14 protein-coding genes are annotated in these 15,505 nt (G+C 71.9%); 7 read left to right on the plus strand and 7 right to left on the minus strand.

All coding sequences use genetic code 11. The features are described 5' to 3' along the window. Nucleotides 1-100: 100 nt before the first annotated feature. The 5 genes from ACFWI9_RS20520 to ACFWI9_RS20540 form a co-directional block, all read right to left on the minus strand. Nucleotides 101-730 carry an antibiotic biosynthesis monooxygenase family protein gene (locus ACFWI9_RS20520; protein WP_387163937.1) on the minus strand — a complete coding sequence of 210 codons (630 nt, stop codon included), beginning with the start codon at nucleotides 728-730 and terminating at the stop codon, nucleotides 101-103. Next, nucleotides 717-1,700 (minus strand): aromatase/cyclase, encoded by a 984-nt coding sequence (locus tag ACFWI9_RS20525; protein ID WP_387163939.1) that lies wholly within the window; start codon nucleotides 1,698-1,700, stop codon nucleotides 717-719. Before ACFWI9_RS20525 ends, ACFWI9_RS20520 begins: the two co-directional genes overlap by 14 nt. A 201-nt stretch (nucleotides 1,701-1,901) precedes the next feature. Further along, complete coding sequence (locus ACFWI9_RS20530; protein WP_387163941.1) at nucleotides 1,902-2,957, minus strand: ketoacyl-ACP synthase III family protein; 1,056 nt, start codon at nucleotides 2,955-2,957, stop codon at nucleotides 1,902-1,904. Nucleotides 2,958-2,982: 25 nt separating this feature from the next. After that, on the minus strand, nucleotides 2,983-4,605 hold the full coding sequence (cimA, locus tag ACFWI9_RS20535) for a citramalate synthase (RefSeq protein ID WP_387163943.1): 1,623 nt from the start codon (nucleotides 4,603-4,605) through the stop codon (nucleotides 2,983-2,985). Nucleotides 4,606-4,638: 33 nt separating this feature from the next. Then, nucleotides 4,639-5,931, minus strand: a complete 1,293-nt coding sequence (locus tag ACFWI9_RS20540) for a CaiB/BaiF CoA transferase family protein (RefSeq protein WP_387163945.1) — start codon at nucleotides 5,929-5,931, stop codon at nucleotides 4,639-4,641. A 289-nt stretch (nucleotides 5,932-6,220) separates the two neighbouring features. Between ACFWI9_RS20540 and ACFWI9_RS20545 the strand changes: the two genes are divergently transcribed. The 3 genes from ACFWI9_RS20545 to ACFWI9_RS20555 are packed head-to-tail and all read left to right on the plus strand — an operon-like array spanning nucleotide 6,221 to nucleotide 9,415. Then, nucleotides 6,221-6,991, plus strand: coding sequence for an SDR family NAD(P)-dependent oxidoreductase (locus ACFWI9_RS20545; RefSeq protein ID WP_387163947.1), 771 nt, complete (start codon nucleotides 6,221-6,223; stop codon nucleotides 6,989-6,991). Further along, entirely contained in the window at nucleotides 6,988-8,127 is a 1,140-nt protein-coding gene (locus ACFWI9_RS20550; RefSeq protein WP_387163949.1) for an epoxide hydrolase family protein, read from the plus strand. The genes ACFWI9_RS20545 and ACFWI9_RS20550 overlap by 4 nt, the downstream gene beginning before the upstream one ends. A gap of 49 nt (nucleotides 8,128-8,176) precedes the next feature. Next, entirely contained in the window at nucleotides 8,177-9,415 is a 1,239-nt protein-coding gene (locus tag ACFWI9_RS20555; RefSeq protein ID WP_387163951.1) for a cytochrome P450, read from the plus strand. An 80-nt stretch (nucleotides 9,416-9,495) separates the two neighbouring features. On the opposite strand, the gene ACFWI9_RS20560 is transcribed toward ACFWI9_RS20555, so the two are convergent. Together ACFWI9_RS20560 and ACFWI9_RS20565 are read right to left on the minus strand one after the other, a co-directional pair. After that, nucleotides 9,496-10,977, minus strand: coding sequence for an alpha/beta fold hydrolase (locus tag ACFWI9_RS20560; protein ID WP_387163953.1), 1,482 nt, complete (start codon nucleotides 10,975-10,977; stop codon nucleotides 9,496-9,498). 73 nt (nucleotides 10,978-11,050) lie between these two features. Beyond that, nucleotides 11,051-12,505, minus strand: coding sequence for an MFS transporter (locus ACFWI9_RS20565; RefSeq protein WP_387163955.1), 1,455 nt, complete (start codon nucleotides 12,503-12,505; stop codon nucleotides 11,051-11,053). Nucleotides 12,506-12,705: 200 nt separating this feature from the next. Here ACFWI9_RS20565 and ACFWI9_RS20570 point away from each other — a divergent pair, with 200 nt between their 5' ends. Genes ACFWI9_RS20570 through ACFWI9_RS20585 form a run of 4 tightly spaced genes read left to right on the plus strand, consistent with a single transcriptional unit; the run spans nucleotide 12,706 to nucleotide 15,068 of the window. Next, on the plus strand, nucleotides 12,706-13,029 hold the full coding sequence (locus tag ACFWI9_RS20570; protein ID WP_338676875.1) for a 2Fe-2S iron-sulfur cluster-binding protein: 324 nt from the start codon (nucleotides 12,706-12,708) through the stop codon (nucleotides 13,027-13,029). Further along, nucleotides 13,029-14,312, plus strand: coding sequence for an NAD(P)/FAD-dependent oxidoreductase (locus ACFWI9_RS20575; protein WP_387163957.1), 1,284 nt, complete (start codon nucleotides 13,029-13,031; stop codon nucleotides 14,310-14,312). Before ACFWI9_RS20570 ends, ACFWI9_RS20575 begins: the two co-directional genes overlap by 1 nt. Then, nucleotides 14,309-14,680, plus strand: a complete 372-nt coding sequence (locus ACFWI9_RS20580) for a hypothetical protein (protein ID WP_387163959.1) — start codon at nucleotides 14,309-14,311, stop codon at nucleotides 14,678-14,680. Before ACFWI9_RS20575 ends, ACFWI9_RS20580 begins: the two co-directional genes overlap by 4 nt. A 13-nt stretch (nucleotides 14,681-14,693) precedes the next feature. Continuing rightward, entirely contained in the window at nucleotides 14,694-15,068 is a 375-nt protein-coding gene (locus ACFWI9_RS20585; RefSeq protein WP_387163961.1) for a VOC family protein, read from the plus strand. Nucleotides 15,069-15,505: the final 437 nt, after the last annotated feature.

The following is a 15,505-nucleotide window of genomic DNA, read 5'->3' on the forward strand; positions in this document are numbered from 1 at the left end:
TGGGTGGGTCTCGGAAGGGCAGGGGTGGCGTCCCCGGGCTCGGTGCGTGGTGCATGCGGTTCCGTGCTGGTTCGTCGCTGGTCGGGTGTTCCGCCGGTGATCAGTCGATCACACGCTCATAGGCCAAATGCCGGCTCCGTTCGATGGTGACGTCCGCGAGTTCGGCGAGGTCGTCGAGCGCCGAACGGTAGACCCCGGACGCGACGGCGTCGGTGCAGCATTGCTCGTCCCGCCACCAGTGGACCCCCGTGTACGACAGCGGCCGGATGGTCGAACGGAGCAGATCACTGCCGCCGAAGCCGCCGAGCGCCGCACAGCCTTCGCTGAGCGCCGCGTACCGCTTCTCGAACCCGGCCGGGTCGTGGTGCACATGGGCGGAGACGAGGACCACGGCGGCGTCGCCCACGGCCGCGTTCTCCCGCAGCGTCCGGTCGACGCTGAGCGCTTGGTCGGCCTCGGTGCGGACCAGCGGGCCGAGCCGCTGGACATGCGCGACGAAGGTGTCGTTGTGCACGGTGTCCAGGAACCCGCTGAGCCTGCGCCAGTGGCCGAGGTGGACGTACACCCGCGGCCGGTCCACCAGTTGGACGGTCACCAGGAAGTCGAAGCCGGGGCGGCGCCGCAGGAACTGCGCATGCAGCCGGAACTCCTCCTCGAACTCGGCGATGTCGCCCTTGACCTCGAACCGGTTGATGACGGTGACCGGTCCGTTCGGATCACGTTCCGGCACGCGTGTCCTCCGCGAACTGCTTGGCGTGGCGCAGCGTGGTGCCGCTGTTGGTGCCGAGGGCCTTGCGGACCAGCGCGCGGGCCTCGGCGAGGGTGGCGTCCGGGCCGAGCGCGCTGCGTACGCCATCGGGGTCCAGGGTCACGGTGTGCCAGGAGGTGGCCTTGACCGTGCCGTCGCCGAGGGACTCGATCACCCAGCGGCCGGTGTGCCCGCTCATGGCGACGGGTACCCGGAGCTGCTTGTAGACGATCACCTTGCGGTCTTCGAAGCAGACCCGTACGGAGGTGGTGTTGTGCAGGGAGCCGTCCAGGCTGCGGGTGTCCATGTCCATGTGCTGGATGCCCGGCTCGTCCTCGGTGAGGTCGAGCCGCGCCACGTGCGGCAGCCGCTCGGGCCACAGGTCGGCTCGGTCCAGGAAGGCGTAGACGTCTCCGGCCGCGCCCGCGATGGTCTCTGAGTCGCTGAAGGTGAAGTGGAGTTCGTCGCGAGCCTCGCCGAGCTCGGCGACGTTCTTGAGCGCGGCGAGTTCGGCGCGGCTGTTGCGGTCGACGGCCTGCTCGATCAGCTCCTCGGCGGCGGGGTCGTCGCCGACGGCGCGGTAGTCGTGCAGCAGCACCACGCGTGTGGTGCCGTCGTCCACGGGCTCCAGACGCCAGGCACCGCCCATGGAGGCCACCGGCGCGGCCGGGACGACCTGGCGGAAGGTGATGCTGCGGGCCTCCGGGTCGAGCACACGCCGCGAGGTCCAGGTGCGGACCTGCTCGTTGGCGATGGCCCAGATCCGCAGCAGCTGCTCACCGCCGGCCTCGGGCGCCTCCTCGATTACCTCGACATGGACGGTGGGCCCGAAGACCTGCGGCCAGGCGGAGACATCCGCGATCAGGTCGTAGACGGTGGAGGCGGGCGCGGAGACGGTGACAGCGTGCTCGGTGACGTGCGGTGCCGACGTGTCGGGCGTAACGGTCGCCACGGCGTACCTTCCCTTCAGTGCGGCCGTGAGAGCGGCCGGTTCAGAGTGACAGAGAGGGGCTCGAACTGGGCTTGAGCGTGAGTGGATGTGGATCGTGGTTCGGCAGTGATCGGTTGAGGCCGGCGTGATCAGCGGAGGCCGACTGGTCAGCGTGATCAGCCGCGGTCGGCCGGGGCAGCGGAGGCCTGCCGACCGGCGCGATCAGCGGCCGTCGGCCTGGCCGGCGGCGGCGGCCCAGGGGGGCTGCTCGGTGATCTCCAGTACGGCGCAGCCCCAGCTGTATCCGGCGCCGACGCTGATCAGGACACAGCGGTCGCCGGGCCGGGCTCGCCCGGACACCACGAGGTGGTCCAGACCGGCGAACTGGTCGCCCGCGCCTAGGTGTCCCACGGTGCGGCTCCAGTCCCAGGTGGTGCGCTCGGGGTCGATGCCGAACGGCTGGTAGTAGATGGACTGGAGCCTGCGGCGGCCGAAGTGGGGCAGGATCACCCAGCGTGCGTCGGCCAGTTCCATCCCGGCGTCGGCCAGCGCCTGCTTGATGACGGTCTGCTGGCCGTTGTGGGCCCGGGTGATGGCGTACGACATGCCCACCCGTCCGATGAAGGCGCGTTTGGCCTCGTCGAAGTCGACGGGCATGCGATGGCCGAACGGGGCGCGGGTGAACGGCTCGTCGCCTCTGTGCAGGGGTTCGAGGTCGGGGTCGGCGAGCAGCGCGAGCGACAGCAGCCGCCCGAAGCCTCCGCGGCGGGAGAGCACCAGCGCGGTGGCACCGTCGGCGTAGGGGGTACCGGGGTCGGTGCGCCAGCGGTCGATGCCCGGTTCGCAGAAGCGGTCGGCAGTGGTCAGCAGGGCCTCGCAACTGCCGTGGCCGGCACGCAGGTACGCGGTGGCCAGGTCGATCGCGGCCAGGCCGCCGTTGGACATCTGCCGGATCTCGAGGGCCGGGCAGGAGTTGCCGAGCGCCTCGCGCTGGATGTACGAGGCGACCGGCCACAGGTCCTGGCCCTGGTGGTACGTGTCCGCGTGCAGCAGCAGGTCGATGTCCTCGGGCGAGCAGCCGGCGCGGTCCACCGCCGTCCGGGCCGCCGCGGCGGCCATCTCGGCGGCGGACTCGTCGGGCGAGTACGCCACGGACACCATTCCGGTGGCGGAGGCCACCTTGGGTGGGCAGGCACCCTGCGCGACGGCGTCGGCGACGGATGCCACACTGGGGAGCCGTACGGACGTCCCCCGTATGTAGATGTCTTCCACACGCACAGCTACTCCCGGAGTCGAGGGTTCTTCAGCCCGCCCGGACGGCGGCGAGCGGCACCGCTCCGCCACCGGGGCGTACGTCGTCGAGGAGCACGTAGTGGACGGCGTCGAGCAGGGCGCGCCAGCTCGCCGTGACCGTGTTCTGGTCCACCCCGACGGTGCCCCAGCGGCGTTCGCCGTGTCGGTACGAGATCAGCACGCGGGCCCGGGCGCCGCTGCCGGTCTCGCCGGCCAGCACTCGTACCCGGTAGTCCACCAGCTCCAGCCTGGCGAGCTGCGGGAAGAACGGGTCGAGTGCCTGGTGCAGGGCCCGGTCCAGGGCGTTGACCGGACCGTTGCCGTGCCCGGTGGCGGCCAGCGGGACGCCGTCGATCCGCAGGCGTACGGCGGCCTCGGTGCGTACCTCACGGCCGCGTTCGCGGGCGACGGACACCTGCCAGGAGTCGACCTGGAACGGCGGTTCGGCGGCGCTGCCCGCCAGTTCCTCGCGCAGCAGCAGTTCGAAGGAGGCGTCGGCGGACTCGAAGCTGTAGCCGTCGCTTTCCAGTTCCTTGATACGGGCGGCGGCGCGGGCCACTTCGTCGGAGCCCGCTGCCACGTCGTAGCCGAGCTCGCGCGCCTTGAGCTCGACGGATGACCGGCCGCCCATGTCGGAGACCAGGGTGCGCATGGCGTTGCCGACCCCTGCCGGGTCGATGTGCTGGTACAGGCCGGGGTCTATCCGCAGTGCGGACGCGTGCAGACCCGCCTTGTGGGTGAAGGCGGAGGCTCCGACGTAGGGGGCGGACAGGCGGGAGGGAATGCCGGTGAGTTCGGTGATGGCACCGGCGGTGGCGGTCATACCGGTGAGCAGTTCCGGGTCCACCGCCTTGTGTTGCTTCTTCAGGACGAGGTTGCCGATCACGGTGAACAGGTTTGCGTTTCCGCAGCGTTCGCCGTAGCCGTGAGCGGTGCCCTGGATGTGCATGGCTCCGGCGTCCACGGCAGCCATGGTGTTGGCGACGGCGCAGCCGGTGTCGTCATGGCAGTGGATGCCGACGGGGACGCCCGTCAGCGCGATGGTCTCGGTGACGATCGCGGCGATCTCGTCGGGCAGGGAGCCGCCGTTGGTGTCGCACAGCACCACGGCCTCGGCCCCGGCTTCGGCGGCGGTGCGCACCACGGCGAGGGCGTAGTCGTGGTTGAGCCGGTAGCCGTCGAAGTAGTGCTCGGCGTCGAGGAAGACCCGGCGGCCGGCGTGCACCAGGTGGCGGACCGTGCTGCCGATCATGGCGAGGTTCTCGGCGAGGGTGGTGCGCAGGGCGCGCTGCACATGTCCGGTGTGGCTCTTGCCGACGATGGTGATCGCCGGTGTGCCGGCTGACAGCAGGGCGCGCACCTGGGGGTCGAGGGAGACCGGGACACCGGCCCGGCGTGTGGCGCCGAAGGCCACCAGTCGAGCGTTTTCGAGCTGGAGTTCGGTCTGGGCGCGATGGAAGAACTCCGTGTCCCGGGGCACCGCCCCGGGCCAGCCGCCCTCGATGAAGCCCACACCGAGGGCGTCCAGGTGGCGGGCGACGGCGAGCTTCTCATCGACCGTCAGGACCATGCCCTCCTGCTGACTGCCGTCGCGCAGGGTCGTGTCGTAGAGCTGAAGGCTCTCCTCGGCCATCCCGCCCCTCCTCACTCGCGCCGCCGATGCCCGTCACCCGGCGGCTTCTGTCGGGCCACCGTCCGGCGCGGTCCTCGGGAAGGCCTGGAGCGGCGGTCGACGCCCGCTGCCGCTCGCGAAGTCGGGAGCGCCCACCGCCGCTCCGGTGCGCAGCAGCTCGTCGACCTCGGCCGGGGTCCAGCCGCACTCGGCGAGTACCTCCCTGGTGTGGGCACCGGGGCGGGGTGCGGGCGGCGGCAGGGCGGCGGGGGTGCCGCCGAACCGGGGAGCGGGTGCGGGCTGGGCGCCGTGGGGCGTCGGGAGATAGGTGCCGCGGGCCCGGTGGTGGGGGTGCCGCGCGGCTTCCGCCACGGTCAGGACCGGGCTGACGCAGGCTTCGGTGCCGTCGAAGACGGCGGCCCAGTCGTCTCGGTCACGTGTGGCGAATCGTTTCTCGAACTCGGCCCGCAACGCGGGCCAGTTGCCCCGGTCCGTACGGTCGGGCAACGGCCGGCCGCCGAGTCCCGGACCGTCGAGTCCCAGACCGTCGAGCAGCGCCCGGTAGAAGCGCTCCTCCAGGGCGCCGACCGCCACATAGCGTCCGTCGGCGCAGCGGTAGACCCCGTAGTAGGGGGCACCGCCGTCCAGCAGGTTGCCGCCCCGTCCCTGCCCCCACTCTCCCGCGTCGGCCATCCCGAGCAGCATGCCGAGCAGTGACGCCGTGCCGTCGGTGATCGCGGTGTCCACCACCTGCCCCCGTCCCGAACTCCGGCTCGCGTGGACGGCGGCGAGGATTCCGGTGACGAGGTACAGGGCGCCGCCCGCGAAGTCGCCCAGCAGGTTGACCGGCGGTACGGGAGCGCCTTCGGCCGGCCCTATGGCGTCCAGCGCCCCGCTGAGCGCGATGTAGTTGATGTCATGGCCGGGGGTCTGCGCCAGCGGCCCGTCCTGGCCCCAACCCGTCATCCGCGCGTACACCAGTGCCGGATTGCGCCGCGCGCACTGCTCGGGACCGATGCCCAGGCGCTCGGTGACACCGGGGCGGAAACCCTCCACGAGTACGTCGCCGCGCTCCACGAGCCGTAGCACGGTCTCGGCGCCCCGCGGGTCCTTGAGATCGAGAGCCAGCGAGCGCCGCCCCCGGTCCAGATACCGGTGCCAGCCGCCGAACGACCGCTGTCCGTCGGCGCGGTCGACGCGTATGACGTCGGCGCCCATGTCGGCGAGCAGCATGCAGGCGAAGGGGCCGGGGCCGATTCCGGCCAGCTCGATGACGCGCAGTCCGCTCAGCGGCCCGCCGCTCCGCCGCCGCTCGGACTGGCCGTTCGCACGATGCGTGATCAGCATGCCGGGCACCGTAGGGGACGGACCCTACAGAACCCCTCAAGCCGGGCCCTCAAGGGCGGCCCGAGCGGCGGCGGCGACACTTCGCACATCTGTGTCCCGGCGCCCGTACCGCCGCGTGCTTCCCCGCACCGCCTTACCGCCGCTCTCTTGCTCCGCCGCGCTCTTGCTCCACCGCTTCGCCGCGCTCTTGCTCCGCCGCGCTCTTGCTCCACCGCTTCGCCGCTCTCTTGCTTCCCTGCCCCCGCTCCCTGACGAACCCCGAGGATCCTGAGGAAAGAGGCAAACCGTCATGACCGACCAGCCGTTCGACGGCCGCACCGTCGTCATCACCGGAGGCGGCACCGGCATCGGCCGCGCGACCGCCCTCGCCTTCGCGGGCCTCGGTGCCCGGACCGTGATCGTCACCGGACGCCGCAAGGACCGTCTCGACGCCACCGCCGCCCTCAGCCCCGCCATCGTGCCGGTGACCGCCGACGTCACCACCGACGAGGGCGCGCAGGCCGTGGCGGACGCGGTGGCTGTCGCGGGCGGCAGCCTGGACGTCCTGGTGCACAACGCGGGGGTGTTCCGGTTCAGCCCGCTCGCCGCGCTGGAAGCGGACGTGGCCCGTGAGGTCTTCGACATCAACGTGCTGGGCCCACTGGTGCTGACTCACCGCCTGCTGCCGCTGCTGCGCTCCCCCGGCGGCAGCATCGTGCTGGTCTCCAGCCGGGGCGGTCACAACCCGGGCCCCGGCAGCTCCGTCTACTCCGCGAGCAAGGCCGCGCTGCACAGCTTCACCAAGAGCTGGGCGGCGGAGCTGTCCGGCCAGGGCATCCGGGTCAACGCGGTCGCCCCCGGCTTTGTGCGCACCGACGCGTACGCGGCCAACGGGCTGAGCCCGGAGCAGGTGGAGGGACTGTTCGCCGGGGTCGTACACGGCATCCCGCTCGGACGGGTGGCCGAGGCCGAGGACATCAGCTCCTGGATCACCCGCCTCACCGACCCGTCGAGCGACCTGGTGACCGGTCAGATCATCACCATCGACGGTGGTATGGACGTCGGCGGGGCCCAGTCATGAGCCGCGGCATCGTCCCCTTCCGCGTCGACACCCCCGAGTCCGACCTCGCGGACCTGCGACTGCGGCTGTCCCGTACCCGCTGGCCGGAACCCGAGACGGTGTCCGACTGGTCGCAGGGCGCCCCGCTCGGATACGTACAGGACCTGTGCTCGTACTGGGCGGAGCGCTACGACTGGCGGGCGACCGAGGCCCGGCTGAACGCCCTTCCCCAGTTCCGTACCGAGATCGACGGTCTCGGCATCCACTTCCTGCATGTCCGCTCCCGGCACGAGACCGCCGTGCCCCTGCTGATCAGCCACGGCTGGCCCGGCTCGGTGGTCGAGTTCCTCGACCTCATCGGCCCACTGACCGACCCCGACGACCCGGCCGACGCCTTCCATGTCGTCTGCCCCTCGCTGCCCGGCTACGGGTTCAGCGACCGGCCCGCGGCCACCGGCTGGACCGCGGAGCGCATCGCCGCCGCCTGGGACGAGCTGATGTCCCGACTCGGCTACGAGCGGTACGCCGCCCACGGCGTCGACTGGGGCTCGTTCGTCACGGCCATCCTGGGCGAACGCGACACCGCGCGGCCCGCCGACACCCGTCGGCTTATCGGCATCCATCTGACGATGCCGTTCGCCCGCCCGCCCGAGGAGCAGGTGGAGCTGTCCGAGCGGGACCTGGCGGGCCTCGCCGCGATGAAGCGGTTCCAGCAGAAGGAGGGCGGCTACTCGGTCATCCAGACCACCCGCCCGCAGACCCTCGGCTACGGGCTGACGGACTCCCCGGCCGGGCAACTGGCCTGGATGGCGGAGAAGTACTGGGCCTGGAGCGACCACGACGGCGACCTGGAGAAGGTCATCCCACGCGACCGGCTGCTCGACGCCGTCACGGTGGGATGGCTGGCCGGCACCGCCGCGTCCTCGGCCCGCATCTACTGGGAGAGCCAGAACAAGCTGGCACTCGGCCCGGTGGACATTCCGTCGGCGGTCTCCAACTTCCCCAAGGACGGGCGGATGCCGCGCCCCTGGATCGAGGGGCGTTTCACCGATCTGCGCCGCTTCACCGACCACGACCGCGGCGGGCACTTCCCCGCACTCGAACAGCCCGAACTGCTGACGGCCGAACTGCGCGCGTTCTTCGGCCCCCCGCGCTGACCCCTCGCCCTCGCACTCGCACTCGCACTTCAGGAAGGACCCACCCACCGTGACCACACACGCCGCCGAGTCCGGCACCGAGTCCGGCCCGGAACAGCAGTCCGCGACCTTCCCGTACACCCGCGGCTGCCCCTTCACACCGCCGCCGCAGTACACGGAGATGGTCGAGGAGGACGTCTCCCAGGTGACCCTGACCGGCTCCGGGCTGCGGATCTGGACCGTCACCGGCTACGAGACGATCCGCAAGCTGCTCACCGACCCCCGGGTCAGTGCCTCCCGCAAGCACGCGAACTTCCCCTTCTACTTCATCGCGCCGCCCGAGTACCGCACCGAGACCTCCTTCATCGGCTACGACGGCAAGGAGCACGCCTCCACCCGCCGGAAGGCCGCGCTGACCTTCACCAACCGGCAGGTGCAGCGGCTGCGTCCGCGTATCGAGGAGATCGTCGACGAGCACATCGACAAGATGCTGGCCATGGAACCGCCCGTGGACATGCACCGGGTGTTCTCGCTGGCCGTGCCGATGACCGTGATCTGCGAGCTGCTCGGCATCCCGCAGGACCGGCACGACTTCTTCATCAAGCACGGCACGGCCCTGCTCGGCGGCCACAGCTCCACCGAGGAGCGGCAGGCCGCGATCGTGGAGGTCAACGCGTATGTCGAGGAGCTGATCCAGCTCAAGAAGCGCGAACCGGGTGACGACCTGCTGAGCCGGGCGATGGCGGACTACGAGGAGTCGGGCGAGGCGTACACCGACCGCGATCTGTTCAACATGGTGCGGCTGCTGATGAACGGCGGCCACGAGACCACCGCCAGCCAGATCTCGCTGGGCACCGCCTGCCTGCTGGAGAACCCCGACCAGCTCGAACTGCTCAGGAACGACAAGTCACTGGTCAAGCCGGCCGTCGAGGAGCTGGTGCGGATCGCGACCATCGGCGACACCGCAGTCCCCAGGGTGGCGCTGGAGGACATCGAGATCGGCGGCAAGGTGATCCCCAAGGGCGACGGCATCCTGTGCCTGGGCCTGGCCGCCAACCGCGACCCGGAGGTGTTCCCCGAGCCGGAGAAGCTGATCATCAGCCGGGGCAGCCGCAAGCACCTCGGCTTCGGGCACGGGGTGCACCACTGCATCGGGGCTGACCTGGCGCGCCTTGAGCTGGAGCTCGTCTGGAGCAAGCTGTTCGACCGGATACCGGGGCTGAAGCTGGCCAAGCCGTTCCTGGAGATCGGGCGCAAGGAGGGCGCGGTCATCTACGGGCTGTGGGAGCTGCCGGTCGAGGGCTGGTGATCCCGGGGCACCGCCCATGAAGCGGGCCCTGTCCTCGTGGAGGACAGGGCCCGCTTCGGCGTGCTCGCTATGGCCGCCGGTCAGAGCTGGTCGACGTCGGCCGGGATGTCCGGCCTCGGTGTGGTGCCGGGGACGCTCACACGTGACGGCGGCAGGTCCCCGTCCACCAGGTAGCGGTCCACCAAAGCATCCAGTTCCGGGTTGCCCAGCAGGCGGTAGACCTCGTGGTCGCCCGAGTCCGCCACGGTGATCAGATGGTGGCCGAGGCGTTCCGCCATGGCGACGCCGCCCGCGTAGTGGTCCAGCGGGTCGCCGTCGGCCTGGACCACCAGGCCCACGGGGTAGCCGTCGCGGGTGATGGCGGTCGGCGGCTCGGGGGGTGTGAAGGTGCGGAAGGCGCCCACCCAGGGCTGGGCGCGCAGCACGCCGTAGCCGTACGGGAAGCGGGTACGGAAGTCGCGCATGTCCCGGTAGTAGACCTCCAGGTCGTCGGGCCAGGCATGCTCCAGGGTGATGGCCTCCAGCACGCCGGTGCGCAGCTCGCCCTCGTTGTCCTGGGGCCGCCAGGTGCCCTGCTCGGCCAGCAGTCCGCTGGCGGCCTCCGCGTCACCGGCGCTGCCGGCGTCCGAGAGCCGGGCGACGAGGGTGCCAAGGTCGGCCCACTGGGACCGGTCGGTGGCGCGGGTGCCGACGGCCCCGTCGAACAGGGTGCGCGACTGGGGACCGCCGTCCAGCTTTTCGAGCTGGGCGGCGACCTCCTCCACGCGGGCGAGCACCTGGCGAGCGTCCCGTCCGAGGCCGAAGTGGCTGTGCCGGTCGGCGGTCCAGTGGGCCCACTGGTCCACGTTGCGCTGGACCGCGTCGCCCTGCCACAGGAACTGCTCGCGCCAGGTCCAGTCGGGGTTGACGCAGGAGTCGAGCACACTGCGGTCGAGCCGTTCGGGGAACATGCTGCCGAACACCGCGCCGACATAGGCCCCGTACGCGTATCCGACGAAACTGAGCCGCTCCTCGCCGAGCACGGAGCGGACGAGGTCCATGTCACGTGCGGTGTTGCGGGTACTGATGTGGGGGCGCAGGGTGCCGCCGCCGCGTTCGCAGCCCAGCTCGCGCTGCCGCATGTCCTCGGCGAGCGCCTCGAACGCGGAGTCCGGCGGCCGTGAGTCGAACGGCGCCTTGGGGACCGTCACTTCGGCGTGCAGCGGGGTGGACGCCCCCGTACCGCGCGGGTCGAAGCCGACGAGGTCGTAGACCTCGTGCACGGGGGTGCCCGCGTAGGCGGCGGCCAGCCCCCGGCCCCTGCCCCAGTCGCCACCGGGCCCGCCGTTGACGGACAGCAGGATGCCGCGCCGGCGCCCGGGATCGGTCGCCCGGTGGCGGGTGAGGGCGATGGTGAGGCGCTCGCCTTCCGGCCTGGTGTAGTCGACCGGTACCTCGATGGTCGTGTGCTCGACCGTGCCGCCGCTCCCGGCGTCGGATGTGCTCGTGGTCCACCGCGGCTGCTGGGCGCGGAACTCGCTCAGCACGTCGGGCGGTGTCGTCGCGGACCGCTTGGTTGCCACCGCAGAACCTCCCCTTCAGGTCAGGCGGTCAGCGTCTCGTCAGCGCCTTGAGAGGTCCTGGATCGGTCCCGGATCAGTCCAGGGCGTTACGTGAGGGCACCGCGAGCGCGGCGAGCAGCCCCGCGAGGCAGAACACGGCGGCGCCGGCGAGGGCGAGACCGTATCCGGACACAAGGGCCTGCGGCAGGGTGCCTCCCCCGCCGAGCGCCGTCTCGGTACGGGCGGCGGACACGGCGGCCAACGCCACCAGGCCGATGGCGCTGCCGAGCTGCCGGGTGGTGTTGAGCAGCCCGGACGCGAGCCCGGCCTGCCGGGGCGGCAGCCCCGCGGTGGCGGCGTTGGTGGTGGCGTTCAGGACCCCGCCCATGCCGAAGCCGAGCAGCAGGGCCGGGCCCAGTACACCGGTGGTGTAGGCCGAGTGTTCACCGATCCGGGACAGCCACAGCAGTCCGACCGCCGAGAGGGCGAGCCCGGTGATCAGCACGGGCCGCGGGCCGGTACGGGGCACCAGCCGGGAGACGCCCCAGCCGCCGAACGCGATCCCCAGCGACAGGGGCAGATAGCTGAGCCCGGTACGCAGCGGGCTGTAGCCGAGCACCTGCTGGAGAGTGAGGGTGAAGAAGTAGAAGGTGCTGAACAGCGCGGCGATGCTGAAGAACGCGACCAGGTTGGCGCTGCTCACCGAACGGTTGCGGAAGACGGCGAGCGGTACCAGCGGCGAGGCGGCGAACTTCGCCTGGATCAGCAGGAACAGCACCAGCAGCACGACTCCCGCGCCGAGTGCGCCCAGGACGTGCGACGAGCCCCAGCCGTAGGTGTGCGACTCGGCGATACCGTACGCGACGGCCATCAGCCCGGCGGTGACGGTGACCGCGCCCGGTACGTCGAGGGCGCGCCGTCCGGCGCCGCTGCCGGGGGTCTCGGGCACCACCCAGCGCACCAGGGCGAACAGCAGCAGTCCGATGGGCACGTTCACCAGCAGGATCCAGCGCCAGGAGAACCACTCGGTGATCAGCCCGCCCGCCAGCACACCGACCGCGCCCGCGGCGCCCGACACCACGCTCCACATACCGAACGCCCTGGCGCGGGCGCCGGGCGCGGTGAAGGTGGTGCCGAGCACGGTGAGGGTGGCGGGCGCCATGACGGCGGCGCCGAGTCCCTGGAAGGCGCGGGCGAGCACCAGGGTCGCCGGGTCGTCGGCCATCCCGCCGACGCTGCTGGCGAGGGTGAACAGCGCGACGCCGGCGAGGAAGACCCGGCGCTGCCCGAAGAGGTCGGCGAACCGTCCACCGAGCAGCAGGAAGCCGCAGACGGCGATGGTGTAGGCGTTGTTCACCCAGTTCAGCCGGGTGGGGGCGAAGCCGAGCTCGGCGCCGATCGAGGGCAGGGCCACGTTCACGACCGAGGCGTCGAGCACGTTCATGAACTGGCCCAGGCAGCAGGCGAGCAGGATCAGGCGGAGGCGGCGACCGCCGCCTGCCTCGGCGGGGGCGGCATCGGAGGTACGCAGACTCTCAGCGGTGGTCATACCAGAACGCTGGGCCCGGTGGATCGACACCAGCTCGGGCGGCGGTCGACTCGCGCCGCCGTGTGCCTTCGAGAGGTCCCCGAGGGGGCCCCGAGGAGTCCCCGAGGCGCTCCCCAGCCGCCGTTGCCACAGTCGCGTGCCGCATGGGCGTACCGGGCGTACCGGGGCGTACACACGGACGGATCCCACGAGGAGGCGCCATGGCCAAGATCAGGTACACACATCCCGACGGCAGCGAGACCGTGCTCGACGTCCCCGAACCCAACACCGTCATGCGGGGCGCGAAGCTGAACAACGTGAACGGCATCGAGGCGCAGTGCGGGGGTTCCGCGCAGTGCGGCACCTGCCATGTGTACATCGACGAGGCCAACACCCTGCCGCTGCCGCCGATGGACGATGTCGAGGACGACGTGCTGTACGGCACGGCCAGCCCGCGCCGGGAGACCAGCCGGCTGAGCTGCCAGCTGCCCGTGTCGGACGCCATCGACGGCCTTGTGGTGCACCTGCCGGAGCGGCAGAGCTGATGGCCGGGCACCAGGTGGTCATCGTGGGCGCCGGGCAGGCGGGCTCGGACACGGCCGCCGCGCTGCGCGCACGGGGTTTCGACGGGGGTGTGTTGCTGATAGGCGACGAGTTGCCCGTCCCTTACCAGCGCCCCCCGCTGTCCAAGGCGTATCTCTCGGGCAAGGCCGTGCCCGGCGAGCTCGAGCTGCGCCCCGAGGACTTCTATCCCGCCCAGGGCATCGAGCGGGTCAGCGGCGACCGGGTGACCTCCATCGACCGGGACGCGTCCCAGGTGCTGCTCGCATCCGGGCGCACCCTTCGCTACGACAGCCTGGTACTGGCCACCGGCGCCCGCCCGCGCCCGCTGCCCGTGCCGGGCACGGGGCTCGCCGGTGTGCTGTCGCTGCGCAGCCTCGCGGACGCTGACGTGCTGCGCCGTGAACTGTCCGGTGCGGCGCACCTGGTGGTCATCGGCGCCGGTTTCATCGGCATGGAGCTCGCCGCCACGGCCACCGGCCTGGGCGTGCGCACGACGGTGGTCGAGGCGGGCAGCCGGGTCCTGGGCCGTACGGTGACGAGCCACGTCTCGGAGTTCCTCACCGCCGAACACGCGGCGCGGGACGTACGCATCCTGCCCGGCACCGAGGTGACCGGTCTGGACGGCGACCGTGAAGGCCATGTCCGCGTGGTAGAGCTGAACGACGGCCGGCGTATCCCCGCCGATGTGGTCGTGGTGGGCATCGGTGTGCTGCCCTCCGTCGACCTGGCGGCGGACGCCGGCCTCGACGTGGGCGACGGCGTGATCGTGGACGCGTCGCTGCGCACCAGCGACCCCGCCGTGTACGCCATCGGCGACTGCGCCCGCTTCCCCACCCCCCATGCCCCGCACACAGCGGGGACGCTGCGTCTTGAGTCCGTGCAGAACGCCTCCGACCAGGCCCGCTGCGTGGCGGCGGCGCTGTGCGGCGAGCCGGTCCCGTACACCGCCGTGCCGTGGTTCTGGACGGAGCAGTACGACCTGCGGGTGCAGATCGCGGGCATCACCGGGGGCCATGACCGCACGGTGACGGTGGGCGATCCGGCCGGGCGGAGGTTCTCCGTGCTCTGCTTCCGCGGAGACCGGCTGGTGGGCACCGAGTCGGTGAACCGCCCGGCCGACCATATGATCACGCGCCGTCTGCTGGCCTCGGACGCCACGGGTCCGTCCCCGGAGGAGGCGGCCCGGCCGGGCTTCGACCTCAAGACGTGGCAGGCGCAGGCGAGCGCGACCCCGGCTCCGGCCGCGGCGCGGACGGCGGTGTGAAAGCCTCGCTCCCGGTGGACTCCCGCACGCTGACACCGGCCGGGGCCTGGACGGTCCAGGTGACCCGGCCCAGCGGCACGTATCCGGGCGTACTGCACTTCACCGTGGACGGCCGGGTGTTCCTGGCGTCGGGCGGTGCCGGGAGCTGGCGGGCCACGGCTGGTGGCGCGGCCGGTGGCTTCGCGTTCCGCATCGCCGAGCCGGTCTACACCGACTCGGGCGCGTGCACCGGCTGGGTGGACATCGTGCAGCGGGCGGCGCTGAGCGGGGAGACCTTCAGCAGTACGGGGACCTCGGTGGTGTACGACCGCACAGGGCGGCCCGGCCGCCGGGCCCGGGTCGGGATCTCGGCGCGGCGGACGGCGTGAGACGCTGCCCGTCGTGATCGCCAAACTGCAGTGCGTGGTGCTGGACTGCGCCGACGTCGATGAGCTGTCCCGGTTCTACCAGTCGCTGCTCGGCGGCTCGGTGAACCGGCCCGATCCCCGGTGGTCGCTCGACGACGGCTGGGCGACCCTGCACACCGAGGGCGGGTTCGTGCTGGCGTTCCAGCGGGTGGCCGACCACCGGCCGCCGCGGTGGCCGGACCCGGCTCACCCTCAGCAGTTCCATCTCGACCTGTCGGTGGACGACCTGGACCGGGCCCAGGAGGAGGTACTCGGCAAGGGCGCCGTGCTCCTCGACGCGGATGGGAAGCGGAGTTGGCGGGTCTTCGCCGACCCCGCCGGTCATCCGTTCTGCCTCATCAGGGACTGAAGACGCCAGAGGCCGGCCACCGGAAGGCCCGCCCGCCCCCGCGAGACGCGCCCGACGCACACGTCCAGGCAGTCGGCCACGCGGCCACCGGCCGGCCACCCCGTCGACCACGCTGCCCCCTGCCCCGACGTCGCCGACCCGATGTGCGAGCACCGGCCGTATCGCCCTGCCCCTCTCCGCCGCCGACCCCACCACCCAGCGCCCCGAACGATCCGAGCGGCGTCTCTCCGCCTTCGGAGGCCGGTCCGCCGTCGGCCCATGGGCTGATGCGGGCCTTCCGCCGCGCGGTACCGGTGACCGTGCCGGGAGTCGCCGTCAGCCGCCGCCGGGGCTCCTCTTCGGGAACGGGCCCGGCCCCCCCGCGCCCCACACCCAAAAAGGTAATCCGCGCCCGCGGCCCGTGGGGCCGCCAGCCCAGTTCACCCGCGGGGGGGCGC

Origin of the sequence: Streptomyces sp. NPDC127084 (assembly GCF_042724175.1) — a bacterium.
GTDB lineage: Bacteria > Actinomycetota > Actinomycetes > Streptomycetales > Streptomycetaceae > Streptomyces.

Excerpts from the sequence above, each read along its gene's own strand:
- cimA (WP_387163943.1), bottom strand. The coding sequence starts at position 4,605 with ATGGCCGAGGAGAGCCTTCAGCTCTACGACACGACCCTGCGCGACGGC.
- ACFWI9_RS20540 (WP_387163945.1), bottom strand. The coding sequence starts at position 5,931 with ATGCTGATCACGCATCGTGCGAACGGCCAGTCCGAGCGGCGGCGGAGC.
- ACFWI9_RS20545 (WP_387163947.1), top strand. The coding sequence starts at position 6,221 with ATGACCGACCAGCCGTTCGACGGCCGCACCGTCGTCATCACCGGAGGC.
- ACFWI9_RS20550 (WP_387163949.1), top strand. The coding sequence starts at position 6,988 with ATGAGCCGCGGCATCGTCCCCTTCCGCGTCGACACCCCCGAGTCCGAC.
- ACFWI9_RS20565 (WP_387163955.1), bottom strand. The coding sequence starts at position 12,505 with ATGACCACCGCTGAGAGTCTGCGTACCTCCGATGCCGCCCCCGCCGAG.
- ACFWI9_RS20570 (WP_338676875.1), top strand. The coding sequence starts at position 12,706 with ATGGCCAAGATCAGGTACACACATCCCGACGGCAGCGAGACCGTGCTC.
- ACFWI9_RS20575 (WP_387163957.1), top strand. The coding sequence starts at position 13,029 with ATGGCCGGGCACCAGGTGGTCATCGTGGGCGCCGGGCAGGCGGGCTCG.